The sequence below is a fragment of the Novipirellula caenicola genome (assembly GCF_039545035.1).
Lineage (GTDB): Bacteria > Planctomycetota > Planctomycetia > Pirellulales > Pirellulaceae > Novipirellula > Novipirellula caenicola.
The window spans coordinates 25,384-43,243 of the sequence record NZ_BAABRO010000027.1 but is presented as its reverse complement, the minus strand read 5'-3'; the positions used below and the strand labels follow the sequence as shown (position 1 = coordinate 43,243).

At 55.8% G+C, this 17,860-nt stretch carries 13 protein-coding genes; 9 read left to right on the top strand and 4 right to left on the bottom strand.

The window, feature by feature from the left end; genetic code table 11:
- The first annotated feature begins 22 nt into the window (after positions 1-22).
- Together ABEA92_RS28865 and ABEA92_RS28860 are read left to right on the top strand one after the other, a co-directional pair.
- Positions 23-1,510, top strand: coding sequence for a Gfo/Idh/MocA family protein (locus ABEA92_RS28865; RefSeq protein ID WP_345688904.1), 1,488 nt, complete (start codon positions 23-25; stop codon positions 1,508-1,510).
- A gap of 549 nt (positions 1,511-2,059) precedes the next feature.
- Positions 2,060-2,869, top strand: coding sequence for an SDR family NAD(P)-dependent oxidoreductase (locus ABEA92_RS28860; protein ID WP_345688902.1), 810 nt, complete (start codon positions 2,060-2,062; stop codon positions 2,867-2,869).
- A 288-nt stretch (positions 2,870-3,157) separates the two neighbouring features.
- On the opposite strand, the gene ABEA92_RS28855 is transcribed toward ABEA92_RS28860, so the two are convergent.
- Positions 3,158-4,654: a glycoside hydrolase family 10 gene (locus tag ABEA92_RS28855; RefSeq protein ID WP_345688900.1), complete on the bottom strand. Its 1,497-nt coding sequence runs from the start codon at positions 4,652-4,654 to the stop codon at positions 3,158-3,160.
- A 230-nt stretch (positions 4,655-4,884) separates the two neighbouring features.
- On the opposite strand from ABEA92_RS28855, the gene ABEA92_RS28850 reads away from it, so the two are divergent.
- Complete coding sequence (locus ABEA92_RS28850) at positions 4,885-5,808, top strand: phosphoribosylaminoimidazolesuccinocarboxamide synthase (RefSeq protein WP_345688898.1); 924 nt, start codon at positions 4,885-4,887, stop codon at positions 5,806-5,808.
- A 227-nt stretch (positions 5,809-6,035) separates the two neighbouring features.
- On the opposite strand, the gene hemQ is transcribed toward ABEA92_RS28850, so the two are convergent.
- Entirely contained in the window at positions 6,036-6,842 is an 807-nt protein-coding gene (gene hemQ / locus ABEA92_RS28845) for a hydrogen peroxide-dependent heme synthase (protein ID WP_425572518.1), read from the bottom strand.
- 257 nt (positions 6,843-7,099) lie between these two features.
- Positions 7,100-7,816, bottom strand: a complete 717-nt coding sequence (locus ABEA92_RS28840; protein WP_345688895.1) for a hypothetical protein — start codon at positions 7,814-7,816, stop codon at positions 7,100-7,102.
- A gap of 433 nt (positions 7,817-8,249) precedes the next feature.
- Between ABEA92_RS28840 and ABEA92_RS28835 the strand changes: the two genes are divergently transcribed.
- The 6 genes from ABEA92_RS28835 (at position 8,250) to ABEA92_RS28810 (ending at position 15,961) form a co-directional block, all read left to right on the top strand.
- On the top strand, positions 8,250-9,140 hold the full coding sequence (locus ABEA92_RS28835; protein WP_345688893.1) for a DUF1571 domain-containing protein: 891 nt from the start codon (positions 8,250-8,252) through the stop codon (positions 9,138-9,140).
- 369 nt (positions 9,141-9,509) lie between these two features.
- A complete protein-coding gene (locus tag ABEA92_RS28830; protein ID WP_345688891.1) occupies positions 9,510-9,866 on the top strand; it encodes a YbaB/EbfC family nucleoid-associated protein in 357 nt (118 codons plus the stop codon).
- A 5-nt stretch (positions 9,867-9,871) separates the two neighbouring features.
- Positions 9,872-10,471, top strand: coding sequence for a recombination mediator RecR (gene recR / locus ABEA92_RS28825; RefSeq protein ID WP_345688889.1), 600 nt, complete (start codon positions 9,872-9,874; stop codon positions 10,469-10,471).
- A 184-nt stretch (positions 10,472-10,655) separates the two neighbouring features.
- Entirely contained in the window at positions 10,656-12,146 is a 1,491-nt protein-coding gene (gene rpoN / locus ABEA92_RS28820; protein WP_486348740.1) for an RNA polymerase factor sigma-54, read from the top strand.
- Between the two features lie 57 nt (positions 12,147-12,203).
- A complete protein-coding gene (locus tag ABEA92_RS28815) occupies positions 12,204-14,642 on the top strand; it encodes a DUF1592 domain-containing protein (RefSeq protein ID WP_345688885.1) in 2,439 nt (812 codons plus the stop codon).
- Between the two features lie 32 nt (positions 14,643-14,674).
- The gene (locus ABEA92_RS28810; RefSeq protein WP_345688883.1) at positions 14,675-15,961 is read left to right on the top strand and encodes a DUF1552 domain-containing protein; all 1,287 of its coding nucleotides are present in this window, start codon (positions 14,675-14,677) and stop codon (positions 15,959-15,961) included.
- Positions 15,962-16,263: 302 nt separating this feature from the next.
- On the opposite strand, the gene ABEA92_RS28805 is transcribed toward ABEA92_RS28810, so the two are convergent.
- Positions 16,264-17,718 (bottom strand): alkaline phosphatase D family protein, encoded by a 1,455-nt coding sequence (locus ABEA92_RS28805; protein WP_345688881.1) that lies wholly within the window; start codon positions 17,716-17,718, stop codon positions 16,264-16,266.
- Positions 17,719-17,860: the final 142 nt, after the last annotated feature.

Sequence of the window (17,860 nt, the reverse complement as noted above, 5' to 3'; positions counted from 1 at the left end):
CCCAAAATGAGGATTTATTACCATGAGCGATGAAAAACAAACCAAGAATCAAACCAATCGCCGCAACTTTATGACGCAATCAGCCGGGGTTGCCGCGGCGGCATCGGTGGGCCTTTCGGCGACACGAGCCACTGCAGCGGCGGGGTCCAACGAACGGATGCGAATTGGTTTCATTGGCCCCGGCGGTCGCGGCTACGGCGCGCACGTCAAGACATTGTGCAAGCTGCACGCCGAAGGCCGGAAGATTGATCTCGTCGGTGTTGCCGAAGTCTATCAAACACAGCGAGACAAGGTCGCCGACCATATCAAAAAGGCCACAGGAACCGATCCCGGTCGTTACGTCGACTATCGCGACATGATCGAGAAAGAAAACCTTGACGCCGTTTGTATCGGAACGCCTGACCATTGGCATCACAAACAAACGGTCGATTCGATCGCAGCGGGCTTGAATGTCTACTGCGAGAAACCAATGACCAAGACGGTCGAAGAAGCGTTTTCGGTCGAGAAGGCGTGGCGTGAAAGCGGCAAAGTCATGCAGGTCGGAGTGCAATCGACCAGTTTGCCGGTTTGGAATGAAGTCAACACGTTGCTCAAGGACGGCAAGCTTGGCAAGGTGCTCGGGTTCCAAACCGAGTACTTCCGCAATAGCGACATGGGACAGTGGCGGTACTACAAACTCGAAGCCGACATGACGCCCAAAACGATCGATTGGGAACGCTGGCTCGGAACGAACGAAGGCCTTGCACCGGATATGCCATTTGACCGTGAAAAGTACAAACAATGGCGTCGATTCTGGCCGTTCGGTAGCGGCATGTTCACCGATTTGTTTGTGCACCGCACCACGTCGATGTTGAAAGCCACCGGACTGCGAATCCCAGGACGCGTTGTTGGGGCGGGCGGTCTTTACATGGAATATGACGGCCGCGATGTTCCCGATGTGGCCACCGTGGTTGCCGATTTCAATGAAGGCGTCCAAGGCTTGGTCACCGCCACCATGTGTAACCAAGAATCACGAATCGACCAACTGATTCGCGGACACTTTGGAACGTTCCGTTTTGGAAACGGCGAAGAATTCGACGGGTTCGATTTCGTTGCCGAACGTCCTCAAGTCACGCATGAACGCGACTACAAAGACGAGCGGATCGCTACCGAGAAGGTTGGCAATACCACCTACGCTCACTTTGCGAATTGGCTTGATGCATGCGAAGCGGGCGAGCCAATGATGTGTAACAACCCACCGGACTTGGGTGCCGCCGCGATCGCCGTCGTGAACCTCGGTGCGGAAAGCTATCGTCAAGGCAAGGTGTTCTTTGTCGATCCGGAAACACGCGAGATCAGCACCACCGATCCAGGCTGGGCCAAGAAGTGGGAGCAACTCTCTGAAGCTCGTGCCAATCCAAAACATATCCCTGGATGGAACGCGGGTGATTTTGGTAGCAAATTGGTCGAGCCGGAATACATGAATCTCGCCGGTCCTTGGATCGACGGCAAAGACCCCGCGAAATCGTAGTCCCTCGGGACTGCGGTGACATGCCAGCGGTTTCGATCGAAGCATAAAAAAACCGGCCAATGACGTTTTCACATCACTGGCCGGCTATTTGAAATGCTTCGATCGGTCGGCGGCAAAATGGAGCCGCTGGGAGAAACGCGAAAGTCTCAGCGTACTACTGTACAAGCCTTTGAATGACTTTGGCGAACCCGAAAAATGATCCCTCTGCCGAAATTAGACGACCGAAGCGGTTGCGGGTCTTATTCAGTCCCACAACCTTTATCTTAGACTCGCTAAGGTAGTCATCAAGGTAGGTCGGCAAAACTTTCGCCTGTCGATGAGACGAACTTGCAAAGTTGTCGCTTTTTTCCCGAAAACCGCTGACAACAAAACTTTTGTGATTTCGTTATTCGTGACAATGCCCACTCGCTGCCGACCCTCTGCGAGTTGACTACGGACTAGTGGCCTGCGGAATCAGTGGCCTCATCGCCACTAGCCTAATCGCCACTAGCCCGCCTGAACCGTTTGTCCCCCCACTTCGCTCACGCATCGATTGGATTCTCTGCTAACATGAGCCCCCCGCCATCCCCTTTTGATTTGACCGGACGCCGAGCCCTTGTTACCGGAGGTACCCAAGGCGTCGGAGCCGCGATCGCCAAAGCCATCGCCTCCGCAGGAGCGGACGTGTTGATTCTCGGCCGCGATGAAGACGAGATCGCGATTCAAACACGAAACGAACTGCGCGACTTGGGGGTGCAAGCCGAGTTATTGATCGCCGATTTGTCGGCGGCTCCGAACGATCACCTTGCTCCGCTGATGAAGGCAATCGACAACACGATGCCGGGCATCGATCTGTTGGTCAACAATGCCGGCACGTTTATCGATACGCCGTTTTTGGAGATGACGTACGAGCGGTATCGCACCACGATCGATTTGAACGTCACTTCGGGATACTTTTTAACGCAAGCCTTTGCCAAACGTTGGATCGACCAGGGCATCGCCGGGCGAGTGCTGTTTACCGGATCGATCAACGGCGTGTTGGCGGAACCCGATCACACCGCTTATGACACCAGCAAAGGAGCGGTCGCAGCGATGGTCCGCTCGCTGTGTGTTTCTTTGGCCCCTCATCAAATCCGCGTCAACGCGATGGCACCAGGGCTGGTCCGCACGCCACTAACCGACATTGTCAACCAAGACACACGGGTGGAAAGCTGGATGAAACTGCACACGCCCAACGGCCAAATCCCCAGTCCCGATGCCTGTGGTGGCGCTGCGGTGTTCCTGTTATCCGACGCGGCAGAGCATGTCCACGGACAAACGTTGTTGGTCGATGGTGGAATGAGCGTTTGGCAACAACCCGATGTACCGGAAAAGTGGTAGTGGGTGTTAAAGCGTGACCATAAGTCTTAGCGGCTTTGTTGATTTAGTCGTACGATGGACTTCCTATTCCGTCGAATGCGCCATTGACGGACTAGAAAGTCCATCATACACCTCTTGCCGCCGGAAACTTCATTAATTCAACAAGCCGTTAACGGCTTGTTGATTTAGTGAGCCGCGACGCGTCAGCGGCCGGGTCCCACGCACGCCCCGGTGCCTTACGGCTGCGATTTACATCTGGATTAATTCAACAAGCCGGTGACGATTTTTGCTGCAAGATGGCGGCCACCATCACGCTAAAAAGTCACGGCGGACTCGCGTTAGATAATCCAGCAGTGGTCGTGGTTCGTTCTCGGCATCGATCAGCCCTGAATGGCTCAACACATGCGGTACCGCATCGGACCAACCATCCCAAACAATGCCGTGCACGATATGTTTGGCAAGCAGCGTGCGGATCAGCGGGCTTGCAATTCGCAATTGATCGGAACTCGCATCAAGCTCGGATGACGTTTCCGGCAGTGGTTCGAGCGGGTAGATCGCCTTTTCATCCGGTCCGCGGTCTCCGGGAATCGACAATTGGACCAACAGCGGTAATCCAAGCGTCCCCCAGCGGTCGATCATTTGGCCAAAGTCGATGGCCGAGCGCGGCAGCGTTGCGCCGCTGGCGTAGTTCACTCGCACATCCAAACCAAACCCGGCCATTCCGAGTCCGCTGCGAGCGATTGCATCGGCAAAGTGAAGCGGTGAGATGGCGTCGCGGTGTTTTGCCAAATATTCGCCAAACGGTTGATCAAACATCATGATCGCCGGAGTGTTGGGATCATTGCGGCGAACCGTCTGCAGAATCCCCACCGCTAATCGCATGATTTGCTCGTCATCAAGCTTCAGTGGGCCGGGGGTATTCAGTCCCGAAGCACAATTCCAAAGCTGGACCGATCCACGGAGTTTCAACACGGTGCGTTCGGCGAAATTACAAACCGATTGCAACAGCGACTCGAAATCATCTTCGAGCAAATACAACCAGTGCGGCATCAACCGCTCGCGGAAATCCAACAGCGGGCCTCCGATCACACGCAGCCCTTTGGATGCACACCAACGAATCGATTGCTCGGCGGCGTCGTAGTCGAAGCGGCCCGAGTCGGTTTCGATATCAGCCCAACTCAACCGCACCGCTGCCGAATTGAATGCGGCACAAAACTCGTCTTCGTGATCGGGTTCGGTCGGACTCGGCGGCACCACCGCGGCGGCCAACAACGTCCCCAATTGGTTCTCGCGTTGCTTGCGGAACGAAACCGACTGGATCGCGTAGCTATCACCGAGTTCCGCGTTGGCTTGTTCCAAGATTGAAATCGCTTCGATCGCATACTCTGACGCCACACCAGGATCACCGCGACGCTGCGCTGCATCGAGAAAACGCTGCGTCCCCTCGGCCATCAGCTCTAGAAACGTGCTGGTCAACGTCAATCCAGCTCGTTCCCAGGCATCCGATTGGATACGGGCGCGATAACAGCTGCCTCGCGCCAATTCCAACAGCAGCAAGTGGGCTTCCTCGAGCGGTCGCAAACTGCATGTATTGAGCGTGCAGTAACCGACGCCATCGACCACGCAGGTCAAAAATAGCTTTCCCGAGGACTCGATTCCTCGAGTGATCGTCAATCGCGAACCATCGAACTCATTTCGCGATTGCCAGGGAACGCCTTCGATCCCGCAGATATATGCATCTTTCCAGAGCGACCGGCTGATAAAATCTTGAGCCGTCTCAGGGACATCAAAGAAAAACTGTCCCATAGTGTCTTGCCAGGCTAATTCCGAAGTTGATGAGTCATACGCGGCTGCGCAACCGAAAATTGAAGCATGAGAGCGTAACGTATTATTTCCAGCACGTCGCCATCCGCCTTCTACGGCAATTATTGTACTTTCTAAGCCGGAGATTCGCGAGACGACCATCCAAGGGCCCCGTCAGGAATCGCCTGAGTAGGCTAGTTGCCGAGTGAGGGTCGTTTTGGCAAAGTAATTGCATGAGCAACCCAAACGAATCCAGCCCCCCAGACCTGTATACCTTCGACGCCGCCGGAGCACTGCTTTCGACGCATTTGCCATTGCCCCGGCGCAGCGGCAAAGTCCGCGATGTGTACGATCTGGGAGATTCGCTGATGATCGTCAGCAGTGATCGGATCAGTGCCTTTGATTACATCCTGCCCAGCGGGATTCCCAACAAAGGCCGCTTATTGACGCAAATGAGCCGTTTTTGGTTTTCAATTCTGCCGGTACGCCATCATCTGCTGGCAACGGAGATTCCCGAGGCGTTGTCACAAAAGTTCGACACCGCGCCGCTGGAAGGGCGAACGATGATTGTCGAGAAAGCCGACGTCGTGCCATTTGAATGTGTGGTCCGTGGCTATCTCGAAGGCAGCGGGCTGAAGGAATATCAGGCAACCGGCGAGATATGTGGGAACGCACTTCCGCCGGGGCTGAAGCAGTGTGACGCTTTGCCTGAGCCCATTTTCACCCCCGCCACCAAGGCAGAAGAGGGGCACGACGAAAACGTCACATTCGCGCGAATGGTGTCGGACATCGGTGCGGAACTCGCCGAAAAACTTCGCGATCAAAGCCTTCATATCTACCGCGTCGCGTCGCAGCACGCGGCTTCCAAAGGCTTGATCATCGCGGACACCAAATTCGAATTTGGCATGGTCAACGGCGAGTTGGTGCTGGTCGACGAAGTATTGACGCCGGACAGTTCGCGGTTCTGGAACGCGGCCAGCTATTCGCCGGGATCGGCTCAACCCTCGTTTGACAAACAATTTGTTCGCGAGTATTTGTCGCAGTGCGGATGGGACAAGCAATCCGATCCGCCGCCGTTGCCCGCCGAAGTGATCGAGCGAACCGCAGCGAAATACACCGAAGCGTTCGAGCGGATCACCGGCGAAACGTTTTCCTAACGCCGCGAAGTTTTTCCAGCGCATCCGGCCTCGGAAAATCGCACCCCGACACGTGAGTTCTGAAGATAACCTTGGACTAAAGTCCAAGGCTATTCCCAAAAGTGCCTCCGGCTCAAAAACAGCAACTTCAAAACTAAAGCTTCGGCTTATAATTTTTTCGAAGCCGTAGGCTTGATTGCCGCTGCGGCAGAACGTTTCCACGCCGGACTGAGTATCAGCCGGTCGTCCTACTTCAATTGGCAGTGCTCGAGGATTTCCTCGGCACTTGCTCGATAGCCAACGTAGAACGGCCCGAACTCGCCATACTTGGCACTCGCTTCGTCGAACCGCATCTTGTAGACGATCTCTTTCAAGTATTCGGGGTTTCGCCCCCACAGCGTGACCATCCACTCCCAGTCGTCGATGCCGACGCCGACCGAAATCAGCTGGCTGACTTTGCCGGCGAACGCCATCCCGCTTTGGGCATGCTCGGCCATCATCTTGTTGCGGCGGCTAAAGGGTTCGGTGAACCAATTGGCGCCGACCACGCGGCTTTTGTTCATCGGATAAAAACAGGCGGCGGGCCATTCGGGGAATTCGGGGCGAATCCGCTGCTCGTTCATGATCGGCAATCGTCGCTCATACGCGGCAACCTTGGCCGCCACCTCCGGCGACCCGGCGACTTCGCCTCCGGCAATCAAACGTTTCTCGTATTCCTCAATCGATGGAACGTACTCGCTCACTTCGCTCATCGACACGAATGACCAACTCGCTTCGACAAACTGCCCCAATGGGGGTGCGAGAATGCGTTGATGAACCGCATCCACCTTGGCCGGATCAGGGTCCATGATCATCACGCCAAAATCGGCTCGGTGACCGCTGGTCCAGTAGCTGGCAAGTCGCTCGGGTGCCAATTCCGCAGCGGGGTGCAACGCGGCTTTGAACTGACTTTGACATTCGGCGCTCAATCGAGCGCTCAGTGCTTCGCGGCGAAAACGATAGAAGTAATGGGCACAATGCCATCCGTTCTCAGGAATCACCGAAGGCTCAGGCAATGGGGCACCTCGGTGACCAGGTCGGCCAGCGGGACCGGGACGGCCAGCGGGCGATGCAGGTGACGTGGGGCCCGGACGCCCCGAGGAAGGTTCAGGAGAGCTCATCGTGAATCGCTATCGTGTGTCGGTAAGGGAGGGAAAACCAGTTTGGTTTCAAACAGCGGCAACATAGTCCGTTGCGAACATCCTACCCCGATTGCCGCCAAATTTGAAAGAAGGGCGATCCCGATCCCGCCTTCGCTTTCAAGCCCCAACGATTATCGCAAGATCCATTCGGTATAGCGGTCCCGATACCCTGTGTGCTTGGACCAACTGCGCTTGCCGGTCGCTCCGAAATAACCATAGGAATAGGGCGTTTTCCAGCTCGCACTCTCCTTGGCCTGGGGGATCACTGCAGGCGTGCCGAGCTTGCGTTGCTGGTGCGACAAATGTGGAGGATGTTTTTCCGAGTAACGTTCGCCCAATTTGTTTTTCGGCATCTTGAATTCCGGCGAACGGATCACGCGGTGCGTCGGCGTCGGATCGCCGGGACCGATCGCCCCGCCAAACAAATCAGAAAGCAGTCCCACGTTTTGTCCCGCAGGCGGATCGAATTGATCGGAAATGTGCACCGGGGATTCCCCATCGGCATAGCGAGGCGGCTCGGCTTGGGATGGACCGGCGAAGCGTGGTTCATCGACCGATCCCGTCGTGCGGACGTGTTGCGAATAACGACTGGCTTGCCCCGAACGGTACGAGCCCCCCTGGGGGTCGCTGGACACCGCATGCCGAACCGGTTGGGGCCAATCCACAGGATCACGCAGCGGTTGCGGCGGTTGGTTCGCCGTGGCGACCGGGGCCCATGATTGCCGAGCCTTCACTTCGGCCGATGTCAGGTCTGCGGCACCGGCCGAAGAAACGAAAACCGCTGCGAGAGCGATGAGCACCCAGCATGCGGCCAAGCCAGATCCGGCATTACAACGGTTTGAAATCATTTCAAAAAAACTCGACCGAGGGCAAATGAGCGACAGCGGGCCAGGCAGCCTAGGCAAACTTTGCCGATTGTCCGCTTTTTACTCATCGGCCACTCAAGAGGCCGTGGTTGAGCAAAAGATCAAAAATCGATTCAAGAACGACGCAAGACACGCAGACAACGCTTTTTCGTCAGATCCCCCATCATTCCGCCCAAAATGGTCTGGAAACGGGATTGTCGCCGTCTGTATGGTGGAGCTACGAATCCCGGTCGAAATACGGTGTGTTTAAGTCGATTGCGGACGCGCGGCGAATCATCGTAGCGACCGTTCCGGATCTGCCGGTTACGTGATTGATGCCCTGAAGGCTTTCCCTTTTCATGATTCGTACTGTCGTTCGGCGATAGACAACCTAGGCGGCAATGGAGGCCGCAACGTTACTTCCAGGAAGAAATTCATGAAAATGCAACGCCGCCATTTTGTCGCCCTGCTTGGTTCACTTTCGGTTACGGGAGTGTTGGGAACGCAAAACACTTTTGCCGAAGACCCGCAGCTCGTTGAACCCATCCACCGCGTTGCCAACGCGGCCAGCGTCACATCCAAGCCGATGATCGCCCAGCACCCGCTGGACCGAGCGCTGGACATGGCCCAAGACGCATTGGCCCATTGCCGTGCGAACGTCAACGACTACACCGCGATCTTGGTCAAACGAGAGCGTGTCGGAGATACGCTCGGCGATTATGAATACATGTATGCGAAGGTTCGCAATCGCAAAACCAATGGCGGCCAAATCACGCAGCCGCTAAGCGTTTATCTCGGCTTTTTGAAACCAAGTTCGGTCAAGGGCCGCGAGGTCCTGTACGTCGAGAACCAAAACGATGGTTACCTCGTCGCTCACGAGGGTGGATTCAAAGGCAAGTTCTTGCCCACCGTGACGATCCCCGTTGACGGCATGTTGGCGATGCGAGGACAGCGCTACCCGATGACCGAAATCGGCATCGAAAACCTGATCGTCAAGCTGATTGAACGAGGCCAACAAGCCAAACAGTGCCCCGATGTCACTTGCGAATTCCGCAAAAACGCACGGATCAAAGACCGAACTTGTACGGTGCTGCATGTGACCCAGCCAACCCGAACTCCGGGTGCTGAGTTCCATCAAGCTCAGATCTTTATCGACGACGAGCTGAACTTGCCGATTCGTTATGTGGCCTACGATTGGCCAAAACGTCAGGGCGCTCCGTTGGAAGTGATCGAAGAGTACACCTACCTCGATCTGAACGTGAACGTCGGTCTCAGCAATGCTGACTTTGACCAGTACAACTCGGCGTACAATTTCCACTCGAAATAACGATCGCGTTGCAGTCGACAAAGCCGCTCTCTTCATCAGCGGCTCGGCACGGCGAACGGACCAGTGTCGTCCGCTTTCGCCCTAACCGGTGGGTTCTATTAGCGGAGCGGTGCAGGGTCATCGACCGGTCTCATGCGGACGTTTCACTTGCTACCACCACACGGTTGCTCCGCACCGCACCACGACGGTAACGGCACTTCTTTGGGGGCCGAACGGCCCTGCTAGCGGCGAATTCTGCTCGCCCGCCCCAATCCCTTTCGCCTCGGCTCGGATTAAAATCGAAGGTGTTGGGAATCGTTTGCCAACGGTATACAATTCGCACTCAGCGATCGTCTCTTTCCTGAATTCCCTAACTTTTAAGCGTTCAATATGTTCAAAGGACTTGGCAATCTCGGCAATATTGCGTCGATGATAGGATCCTTCCAACAGCTGCCTGAAAAGATGCAGCAGCTCAATGACCAGATGAAAGTCGCGACGGTCACGGGAACGGCATCCGAAACCGACGTCACCGTCTTGATGAACGGGCTTGGGCATGTTCAATCGGTGCAAATTCGCGGCGAGTATTCCAGCGAGGTGATTGAGAGCTCGGTGCTTGAAGCGACCAACCAGGCGGGGGCTGCAGCAAAGCAGCTTTACGCCGACGGCATTTCCCAGATGGTTGCCGACATGGACATCAACATCCCCGGACTCGATGGGATTTTGGCAAACTTGACGGGAGGCGGTTGATCACGATGAGCAATCATGCCGGCGCCGTATCGGAATTGGTGGAACAATTAGGCCGTTTACCGGGAATCGGACGCAAAAGCGCCGAACGTTTGGCGTTCCACCTGCTACGGGTCAGCGAGCACGAGGCACTCGGACTGGCCGATGCGATTCGGCGAGTTCGCAAGGACGTTCGCTACTGCTCGGCATGCTTCAATTTGTCCGAAACCGAACTCTGTGCGATCTGCTCGGATCCCAACCGCGACCACACCCGGCTGTGTGTCGTCGAACAGCCTCGTGATCTGATGAGCTTGGAACAATCCAGTGCGTATCGAGGTGTGTATCACGTATTGCTAGGCCGGATCGCTCCGCTGGACGGGATCGGCCCTGATCAATTGACCATCGATCCGCTGGTCGAACGTGTCCGCAAAGGGAACTTTGTCGAAGTCATCATGGCGACCAACCCGACGGTCGAGGGGGACGGCACCTCCCTTTACATTTCGAATTTGTTGAGTGAATATCCGGTAGAAGTCACCCGGTTGGCCCGGGGAATCACGGCCGGAAGCGTGTTGGAATATGCCAATCGCGAAATGATCGCGGACGCATTGACGGGCCGGCAAAAACTATAGTACCAACACGCTATCGAAACTTTTCTTGGCGAAAGCCGTATTTTTCTCGCCAATGGCACAGCGAGTGCTGGTAGAATTGCGGCGCACTGATTGCCGGTTCCTGAGCAATCCCAGTTCACTGGTTTGGGAACAGGCGGTGCCAGGATTTCACCACCTCCTATTTTCAGAGAATGCAACGATGCGGATGTCGATGGGTCTTCAGGCCCGGCAAATGCAGGTTCAGAAGTTGGCACCGCGGATGATCCAGTCGATGGAGATTCTGCAGCTGCCGACGCTGGCTTTGCAGGAGCGTATTGAGCAGGAGATGAATGAAAATCCGCTGCTCGAACAACAAGATGTCGACCCCACCGAGCCCGATCGATTAGACGATGATGCTCCGTCGGCCGATACGCGAAGCGAAGACGAGAAAGAATTGGTGGTCGACAATGACCATGACAACCAAGACGATTTCGAACGCTTGGAGAAGATGGTCAATGATCTTCCCAGCACGTTTGATGACTCGTTCCGCCGCTCGTCCAACCGCATGCAGGACGATGCCGATCGACGCCACGATTTGATGGCCAATGCCCAATCTCGTCCGGAATCGCTGAACGATTTCTTGCTTCATCAATTGGCCGAGATGGACATTGATGATCGTGTCGAAAAGCTGGCCGAACGGATCATCAGCACGCTCGACGCACGTGACGGTGGCTACCTTCGCACCCCGTTGGTTGATTTGTTGTCAGCCGGCCACACCGAAGAAGACCTGCACCTGGCCGAAAAGGCGCTTGGTATCGTGCAATCGCTTGAACCCGCTGGAATCGCGGCTCGTGACTTGAGCGAATGCCTGCTGAATCAACTTTCTCCTGCGATTCCTCATTACGAGGAAATGAAGATCTTGATTCGCTCGCACCTAGTCGATTTGGCCGAGAACCGGTTGCCACAAATCGCCAAGAAAACGAATTTCACGATCGAGCAGATCCAAGAAATCCGTGAAGAGCTGCATATGCTCAACCCAAAACCGGGCGCGGCGTTCATGGAAACCTACGTTCCCAACGTCACCCCCGATATCATCCTGGAACAAGACGAAGAAGGCGAATACAAAGTCCGGCTCGATGATGACCGCGTTCCTACGCTGTTCATCAGCGACTACTACCGTAGCCGACTGCAGGACCCCAACAGCACAACGGAAGAACGTGAGTTCATCAAACAGAAGATCAGCAGTGCACAGTGGCTGATCGACTCGATCGAACAGCGACGCAGCACGTTGACCAAAGTCGCTGAAGCAATCGTCGAGCATCAAAAGAAGTTTCTTGACGAAGGCCCCGAGGCGATCGAACCGCTGAAGATGCAACAGATTGCCGACAAAGTGGGCGTCCACGTGACGACCGTGAGTCGTGCGGTTGATGATAAATGGATCCAAACCCCGCGTGGCATTCTGCCGTTGAAACGATTCTTCGTCGGAGGAACGCAAACCGAAGATGGCGACGATGTTGCTTGGGATACGATTCGCTTGAAGCTGCAAGAATTGATCGACAAGGAAGACAAGAGCAATCCTTACAGCGACGAGCAACTTGTCGATGAGCTGAAAAAGGCGAGCATGACCGTTGCCCGCCGTACGGTAACAAAATACCGAAAACGGATGGGAATCCCCAGCAGCCGCCAGCGACGCGATTGGTCACTTGTTAAAAAGTAGTCAGGAATGCGAATGAGACGCTAGGGACGGCTGAATACCAATCGTGACGGTCGCCCGATGTCCCACCCTTTCCGCTCTCTGTTGCTGCTGGTCTCGCTCACCATGGGACTTGCCGCCGCCAATGCTGCTCCGCCTGCCGATTCTTTGGCAACGGAAACCGCATCGGCACCCGAGCTTCAGCTCGATGCGTTCGTCGAGCAACACTGTATCGAGTGCCACAGCGGATCGGAAGCGGAATCCGGCATACGGCTTGATGCGTTGACGGCGTCCTCGACGTGGCAAGCCGATTTAGCGACGTGGTCTCGCGTGGTCGACGTACTCCAGCACGGCGAAATGCCGCCCCCCGATTCGCCCCGTCCTGATCCAGCGGCGACCTCTGCAGCGATCGAGCATATTGTCGGCCGTGTTGCCCGATCAGGATCAGAACCGCCACTCTCGCTGCGGCGAATGAATCGCCGCGAGTATGAAAACACGATTCACGATCTGTTGGAAATCGATGTGCCGCTTGTGGATCTGCTGCCCGAGGACCAGTCGGTGCAAGGATTTGACAATGTTGCCGATGGATTGAGCATTTCTTCGGTGCTGCTCGAGCAATACCTACAAGCCGCCGACGTTGCCTTTGACGCGGTCATCCGCCGAATCAAGCCACTACCTGCGGAAACGCGTCACGTCGAGATGATGCAGGTTCGCGAGAACATCGATTCGGTGAAAAAGAAAAAAGGGGGAACGATCGAAGTCGAGAATTCGTTCGTCAAATTCACTCCCGGTTGGCCTCCCGCCCGACTCGACGCGGTGCATCCGATCGAAGACGGTGTCTATCGCTGTCGGGTTGCCGTTTGGCCGCACGATCCTGGTGATCGAACGTTGTCGGTCGCCATCTATACGGGATCGCTGTTTGGCCCCGAAACTCGCAAATTCATTGGCATCTATGACGTCACCGGGACGCCGACGAACCCTCGCGTGATCCAGTTCACCACCGCGATGGACGAAGGGCACTCCATCCACATCGTGCCACGCATTTGGCCCGAGCACGTCACGTGGCGAGACAAACACGAGTCGCGTCCAGGCGTCGGCATCGCGTGGGCCGAAACGCATGGCCCGATCGACCAGAGCTTCCCTAGCGAAGCTCAACAACGGCTGTTCGGCAACCCCGACTCGATCACGATGGTCCCCGAGCAATCCGTCTACATGCGTCACCGCAAAGGGGTCCAGCGTCATGTGGTCGCGTCGTCGCAACCAGAGGACGATGCCGAGCGAATCATTCGCAACCTTGTGCCGCGTGCCTTTCGCCGTCCTGTCAATGAATCCGAGATCGAACCGTTCGTTCGTTTAACGCTCGATCGATTGCAGTCAGGTCGCACGTTTGAACAGGCGGTGCGAGCCGGCGTCACCGCCGTGTTATGCTCGCCGCAATTCTTGCTGATCAATCGCGATCCCAGTGTGGATAGCTACACGATCGCATCACGGATGTCCTATTTCTTATGGTCGACGATGCCCGACGATCGACTGCTTGAACTGGCGGCGTCGGACAGGCTACGCGATCCTAGAATTCGCCAGGCGGAAGCCGAGCGGATGATGCGTGACGCGAAGATCCAGCGATTCGTCGAGAATTTCACGGGGCAATGGCTCGATCTGCGGGACATCGAATTCACCACGCCCGATGGCAAACTATATCCCGAATATGACCCTCTTTTGGTCGAAGCGATGCTCGGCGAAACCCGCCACTTCTTTGCCCATGTTTTGCAAGAAGATCTCAGCGTCGCAAATTTCATTGACTCGGACTTTACCTTTTTGAATGAACGGATCGCGAAACATTACGGCATCCAGGGCATCAAGGGCAACGAAACGTTTCAGCGAGTGCAACTTCCACCCGACAGCGTTCGCGGCGGGGTGCTGACGCACGCCAGTGTGTTGAAGGTGACGGCCAATGGCACGACCACTTCACCCGTGCTCCGTGGCAATTGGGTCCTGACGAATTTGCTCGGTCGCACCGTACCGCCACCGCCGCCGGGCGTTGCCGCGGTGGAACCCGATATTCGTGGCGCCACGACGATCCGCGAACAGCTTAGCAAGCATGCATCCGTCGATTCCTGCGCAAGCTGCCACAAACGCATCGACCCTGCGGGCTTTGCTTTAGAACATTTTGATCCAATCGGCGGCGAGCGGACGTGGTATCGATCGCTCGGAGAGGGAGAAAAGATCCCCGACAAGCGAATCTCTTATCGCAAAGGCCCGTCAGTCGAAACCGCTTCCCAATTTGCCGACGGTCGCGCGTTCGACGACTTCAATCAGTTCCGCGAATGTTTGCTGCAAGACCAAACGTCGATCACGCGAGCGATCACAAGTAAGCTTTGCGTCTACGCATTAGGTCGCCGCATCACGCTTGCCGATCGCCGTGACATCGATGCAATCGTCAGCCAAGCCAAACAGAATGATCACGGTCTGCGTTCGCTGATTTTGGAAATCGTCGCGAGTGACTTGTTTCTGCAGCCCTGAACTGCAGCCCTTAATCGAGAAAGTCTCCCCTCATGAACCTCCGCATTGATCGCCGACGAATCTTACGATCCACCGGCATCGCGATGTCGCTGCCGCTGCTGCAGACGTTCTCGACAACCTCCGCTGGGGCAGCTGATCCTCTCGGCACGGCGACCGACCCGAGCAACGGCGATATCCGCCGCATGCTGATGATTTGTGCTCCGCTAGGAATCCACACCCCCAACTTATTTCCCAAATCAGCGGGTCAGCAATACGAGGTCACTCCGTACTTGGAGCCTCTACAAAAGGTTCGCAACAAGGTTTCGATCGTGTCCGGTTTGATGCATCCCGATGTCGACGGAGGTCACGCGGCGGAGAAGAGTTTTTTGACCGGCGCCGCCCACCCCGGCCAACCTAGTTTTCAAAACACCATTTCGGTCGACCAATATGCGGCGGAACAAATTGGCCACCGCACGCGATTTGGTTCGTTGGTGTTGGCGGCGAATCGATCGAGTCTTTCGTTCACGCGATCGGGTGTGCAAATCCCCGCCGAATCGCGTCCGTCACGACTATTTGCCAAACTGTTTCTCGATGGCAACAAGGACGAGAAGGCCGCTCAGATGCGGCGAATCGAAGATGGCCAGAGTGTGATGGACCTTGTTTTGGAGCAAACACACAAAGTCCAGCGTGAAGTGGGTCGCGAAGACAACCAAACCTTGGATCAATACTTTTCCAGCGTCCGAGAGCTCGAAGTCCGGCTCGTGCAAGCGGCCGAGTGGTCGAAACGTCCCAAACCCACCGTCGATCGCAAGCCGCCGACCGACATCACCGATCGCGCCGACTTTACCGGCACGATGCAATTGATGTACGACATGATTTTCCTGGCCATCCAAACCGATTCCACGCGGTTAATCACCATGATTGGTGCCGGCGGCAACGAAGTGGTCGCACTGGAGGGCGTCGACGACGGATGGCACAACCTAAGCCATCACGGTCGTGATCCCAATAAGATCGAAATGTTATCGATCATTGAGACAGAAGAGATGCGGCTGTTTGCCGAACTGCTGCAAAAACTCGATGCAGTTCGCGAAGGCGACAACACACTGTTGGATCAAACGGCGATCCTGTTGGGATCGAACCTCGGAAACGCATCGAGCCACAGCAATACAGATTTACCGATCATTGCCGCAGGAGGCCATTTCAGACATGGGCAACATCTCGCCTTTGACCCCGGTTCGCCGCCCCCGCTTTGCAACTTGTTCGTCAGCTACCTGCAACACCTCGGCCTCGAAACCGATCGTTTCTCCAGTGGCACCAGCACCCTGACTGGCCTTGGGTAGGGTTCGTGTAAATCAACAATTGCATCGCTGACCGAGCAACTCGCTTGCCAACGGGTGTGTCGCCCGCTGGGCTATGTTTTCCCACCTCCGCTATCCGGTGGCTCACGCCACCGGCAGAGGGAATGTCGGCCTCCGGCCCATCTGCTCGCTACTAAATCAGCAGTCTCCTCCGTCGGGGAAGAGGTACCGGCAGCACAGACCGAAGCTGAAACTCTCACCCAATCGCTGATGTCAACATCACGGTAGATGGCATGGGGTGTCAGCGACACTCAAAACACCGAATGAATTCCAATCGGGGATGCTTATTGCTCTTTCGCGACCTCGTACATCAGCTTGCCGTGGTCATCGTGAAATTGAATTTGCAATTTCGACTTCTCCTGATCTGGGCTGACCGAGACATGCAAAAATCCGCCAGTCGGTTCGTCGTAAGTATAAGGCTGCACAATTTTTCCTTCGGGATCGGTGCCTCGTTTTGAACCCGGTGGCACGCCGCGGCGTGAATTTTCATCGTTCAGCGCTCCGCAGCCAAACTCTTCCACCCCGCTCGGATGGATACTGTGGTATTGCCAATGGCGATCGCCACAGAACACCATCAGATTATCAATCCCTTGTTCGTTTGCCCAAGCAAAAAACGAGTCGGCTTCGTGACGAAACCCGCCGAGATTGGTGTGGTTGTCTTTCTTGTACGCGTCGTCCGGGCCGACCATCGGCGTGGGGCTAATGATGATTTTCCACGCCGCGTCACTTTCCTGTAGTGACGCTTCGAGCCACTGACGTTGTTCTTTTCCCCACAGCGATTTATCCGGGCCATCTTCCATGCGATTGGGCGAGCGATAGTCGCGGCCTTCGGTGAACCACAACTGCAAGTCGCGACCAATGCGGTGCGTTCGGTAAGTGGGCGACTCGCGATCCTCGGATGCATGAATCGGCATCTGTTCGCGGAACAATTCGATCCCTGATTGCGGCGAGGGCATTTTTTCGCCCACCATGTCCGCATCATTGAATCGAAAATCGTGATCATCTTTGGACCAATACGCAGGCGTCTTGCCAAAGAATTCTATCAGCCGGGGGAAACGAAACTGCTCGTGCCATTTTCGTCGCAGCTCCGGCAACTGCTTTGCCGCAGCGTTATTGGGTTTGTCGTAATAAACGATATCTCCTGTTCCGACGAAGAAACCAGGCTCGAGCTTGCTCATCGAAGCAAACACGGGATAACCAAGCTGCTTGTCCTCGGCAGTCGCCGTGACCGGACCGCCTCCGTTGGACTTTCCACGAATGAACGAATCGTAATTCATGCAGCTGCCCATGCAAAACGTGACGTTGGTCGCTTGATCCTTCGCGGGCAGCGTCTTGAATTCACGTACGGGACCGGTCCGCATCGGCTTGGTCTCGGTTCCGATGTGAACGCGGTAGTAATATTGGGTATCGGGCAACAACGATTTGATCGCGCAGCGAACGACAAAGTCATGCTTCGCGTCGGCGGTCAACCACGCTGTTTTCTGCGACGGATCGAAGTCGGCGTTCTGCGAATACTCAAACTGAACAGCTCCTTCGGCTCCGGGGACATCGCCGTTTTGGTCAAGCGTCGGTCCTGGCACGCTCGTCAAACGCGTCTGCAGCAGCACCGAGGTCGCGGTCACTTCGCCCGCGAATTCGCCTTGCGCATGAAATGGCCCCGAGCGAGCGAGGACATCGGCAGAAATCCCAAACGACGATAGAAACAGTACGGTGGCTAAAAAAGAGGTTCGGTACAACATGGCAATCAAATGCGGCGGGGGAGTGAGAAAACAGGGCAAGCGACGAACGGGGAAGCCCGCTGAATAGATTAGTCGATTCGGAGCGGAACGTCGAAACCGACGAGGATCAAAATCACCAAAGATCTTCGTCCCCCCCAAATCG

What these genes read in the sequence shown, in the direction of transcription:
- ABEA92_RS28865 (WP_345688904.1), top strand. Translation starts at nt 23, where the DNA reads ATGAGCGATGAAAAACAAACCAAGAATCAAACCAATCGCCGCAACTTT.
- ABEA92_RS28860 (WP_345688902.1), top strand. Translation starts at nt 2,060, where the DNA reads ATGAGCCCCCCGCCATCCCCTTTTGATTTGACCGGACGCCGAGCCCTT.
- ABEA92_RS28855 (WP_345688900.1), bottom strand. Translation starts at nt 4,654, where the DNA reads ATGGGACAGTTTTTCTTTGATGTCCCTGAGACGGCTCAAGATTTTATC.
- ABEA92_RS28850 (WP_345688898.1), top strand. Translation starts at nt 4,885, where the DNA reads ATGAGCAACCCAAACGAATCCAGCCCCCCAGACCTGTATACCTTCGAC.
- ABEA92_RS28840 (WP_345688895.1), bottom strand. Translation starts at nt 7,816, where the DNA reads ATGATTTCAAACCGTTGTAATGCCGGATCTGGCTTGGCCGCATGCTGG.
- ABEA92_RS28835 (WP_345688893.1), top strand. Translation starts at nt 8,250, where the DNA reads ATGAAAATGCAACGCCGCCATTTTGTCGCCCTGCTTGGTTCACTTTCG.
- ABEA92_RS28830 (WP_345688891.1), top strand. Translation starts at nt 9,510, where the DNA reads ATGTTCAAAGGACTTGGCAATCTCGGCAATATTGCGTCGATGATAGGA.
- recR (WP_345688889.1), top strand. Translation starts at nt 9,872, where the DNA reads ATGAGCAATCATGCCGGCGCCGTATCGGAATTGGTGGAACAATTAGGC.
- rpoN (WP_486348740.1), top strand. Translation starts at nt 10,656, where the DNA reads ATGTCGATGGGTCTTCAGGCCCGGCAAATGCAGGTTCAGAAGTTGGCA.
- ABEA92_RS28815 (WP_345688885.1), top strand. Translation starts at nt 12,204, where the DNA reads ATGTCCCACCCTTTCCGCTCTCTGTTGCTGCTGGTCTCGCTCACCATG.
- ABEA92_RS28810 (WP_345688883.1), top strand. Translation starts at nt 14,675, where the DNA reads ATGAACCTCCGCATTGATCGCCGACGAATCTTACGATCCACCGGCATC.
- ABEA92_RS28805 (WP_345688881.1), bottom strand. Translation starts at nt 17,718, where the DNA reads ATGTTGTACCGAACCTCTTTTTTAGCCACCGTACTGTTTCTATCGTCG.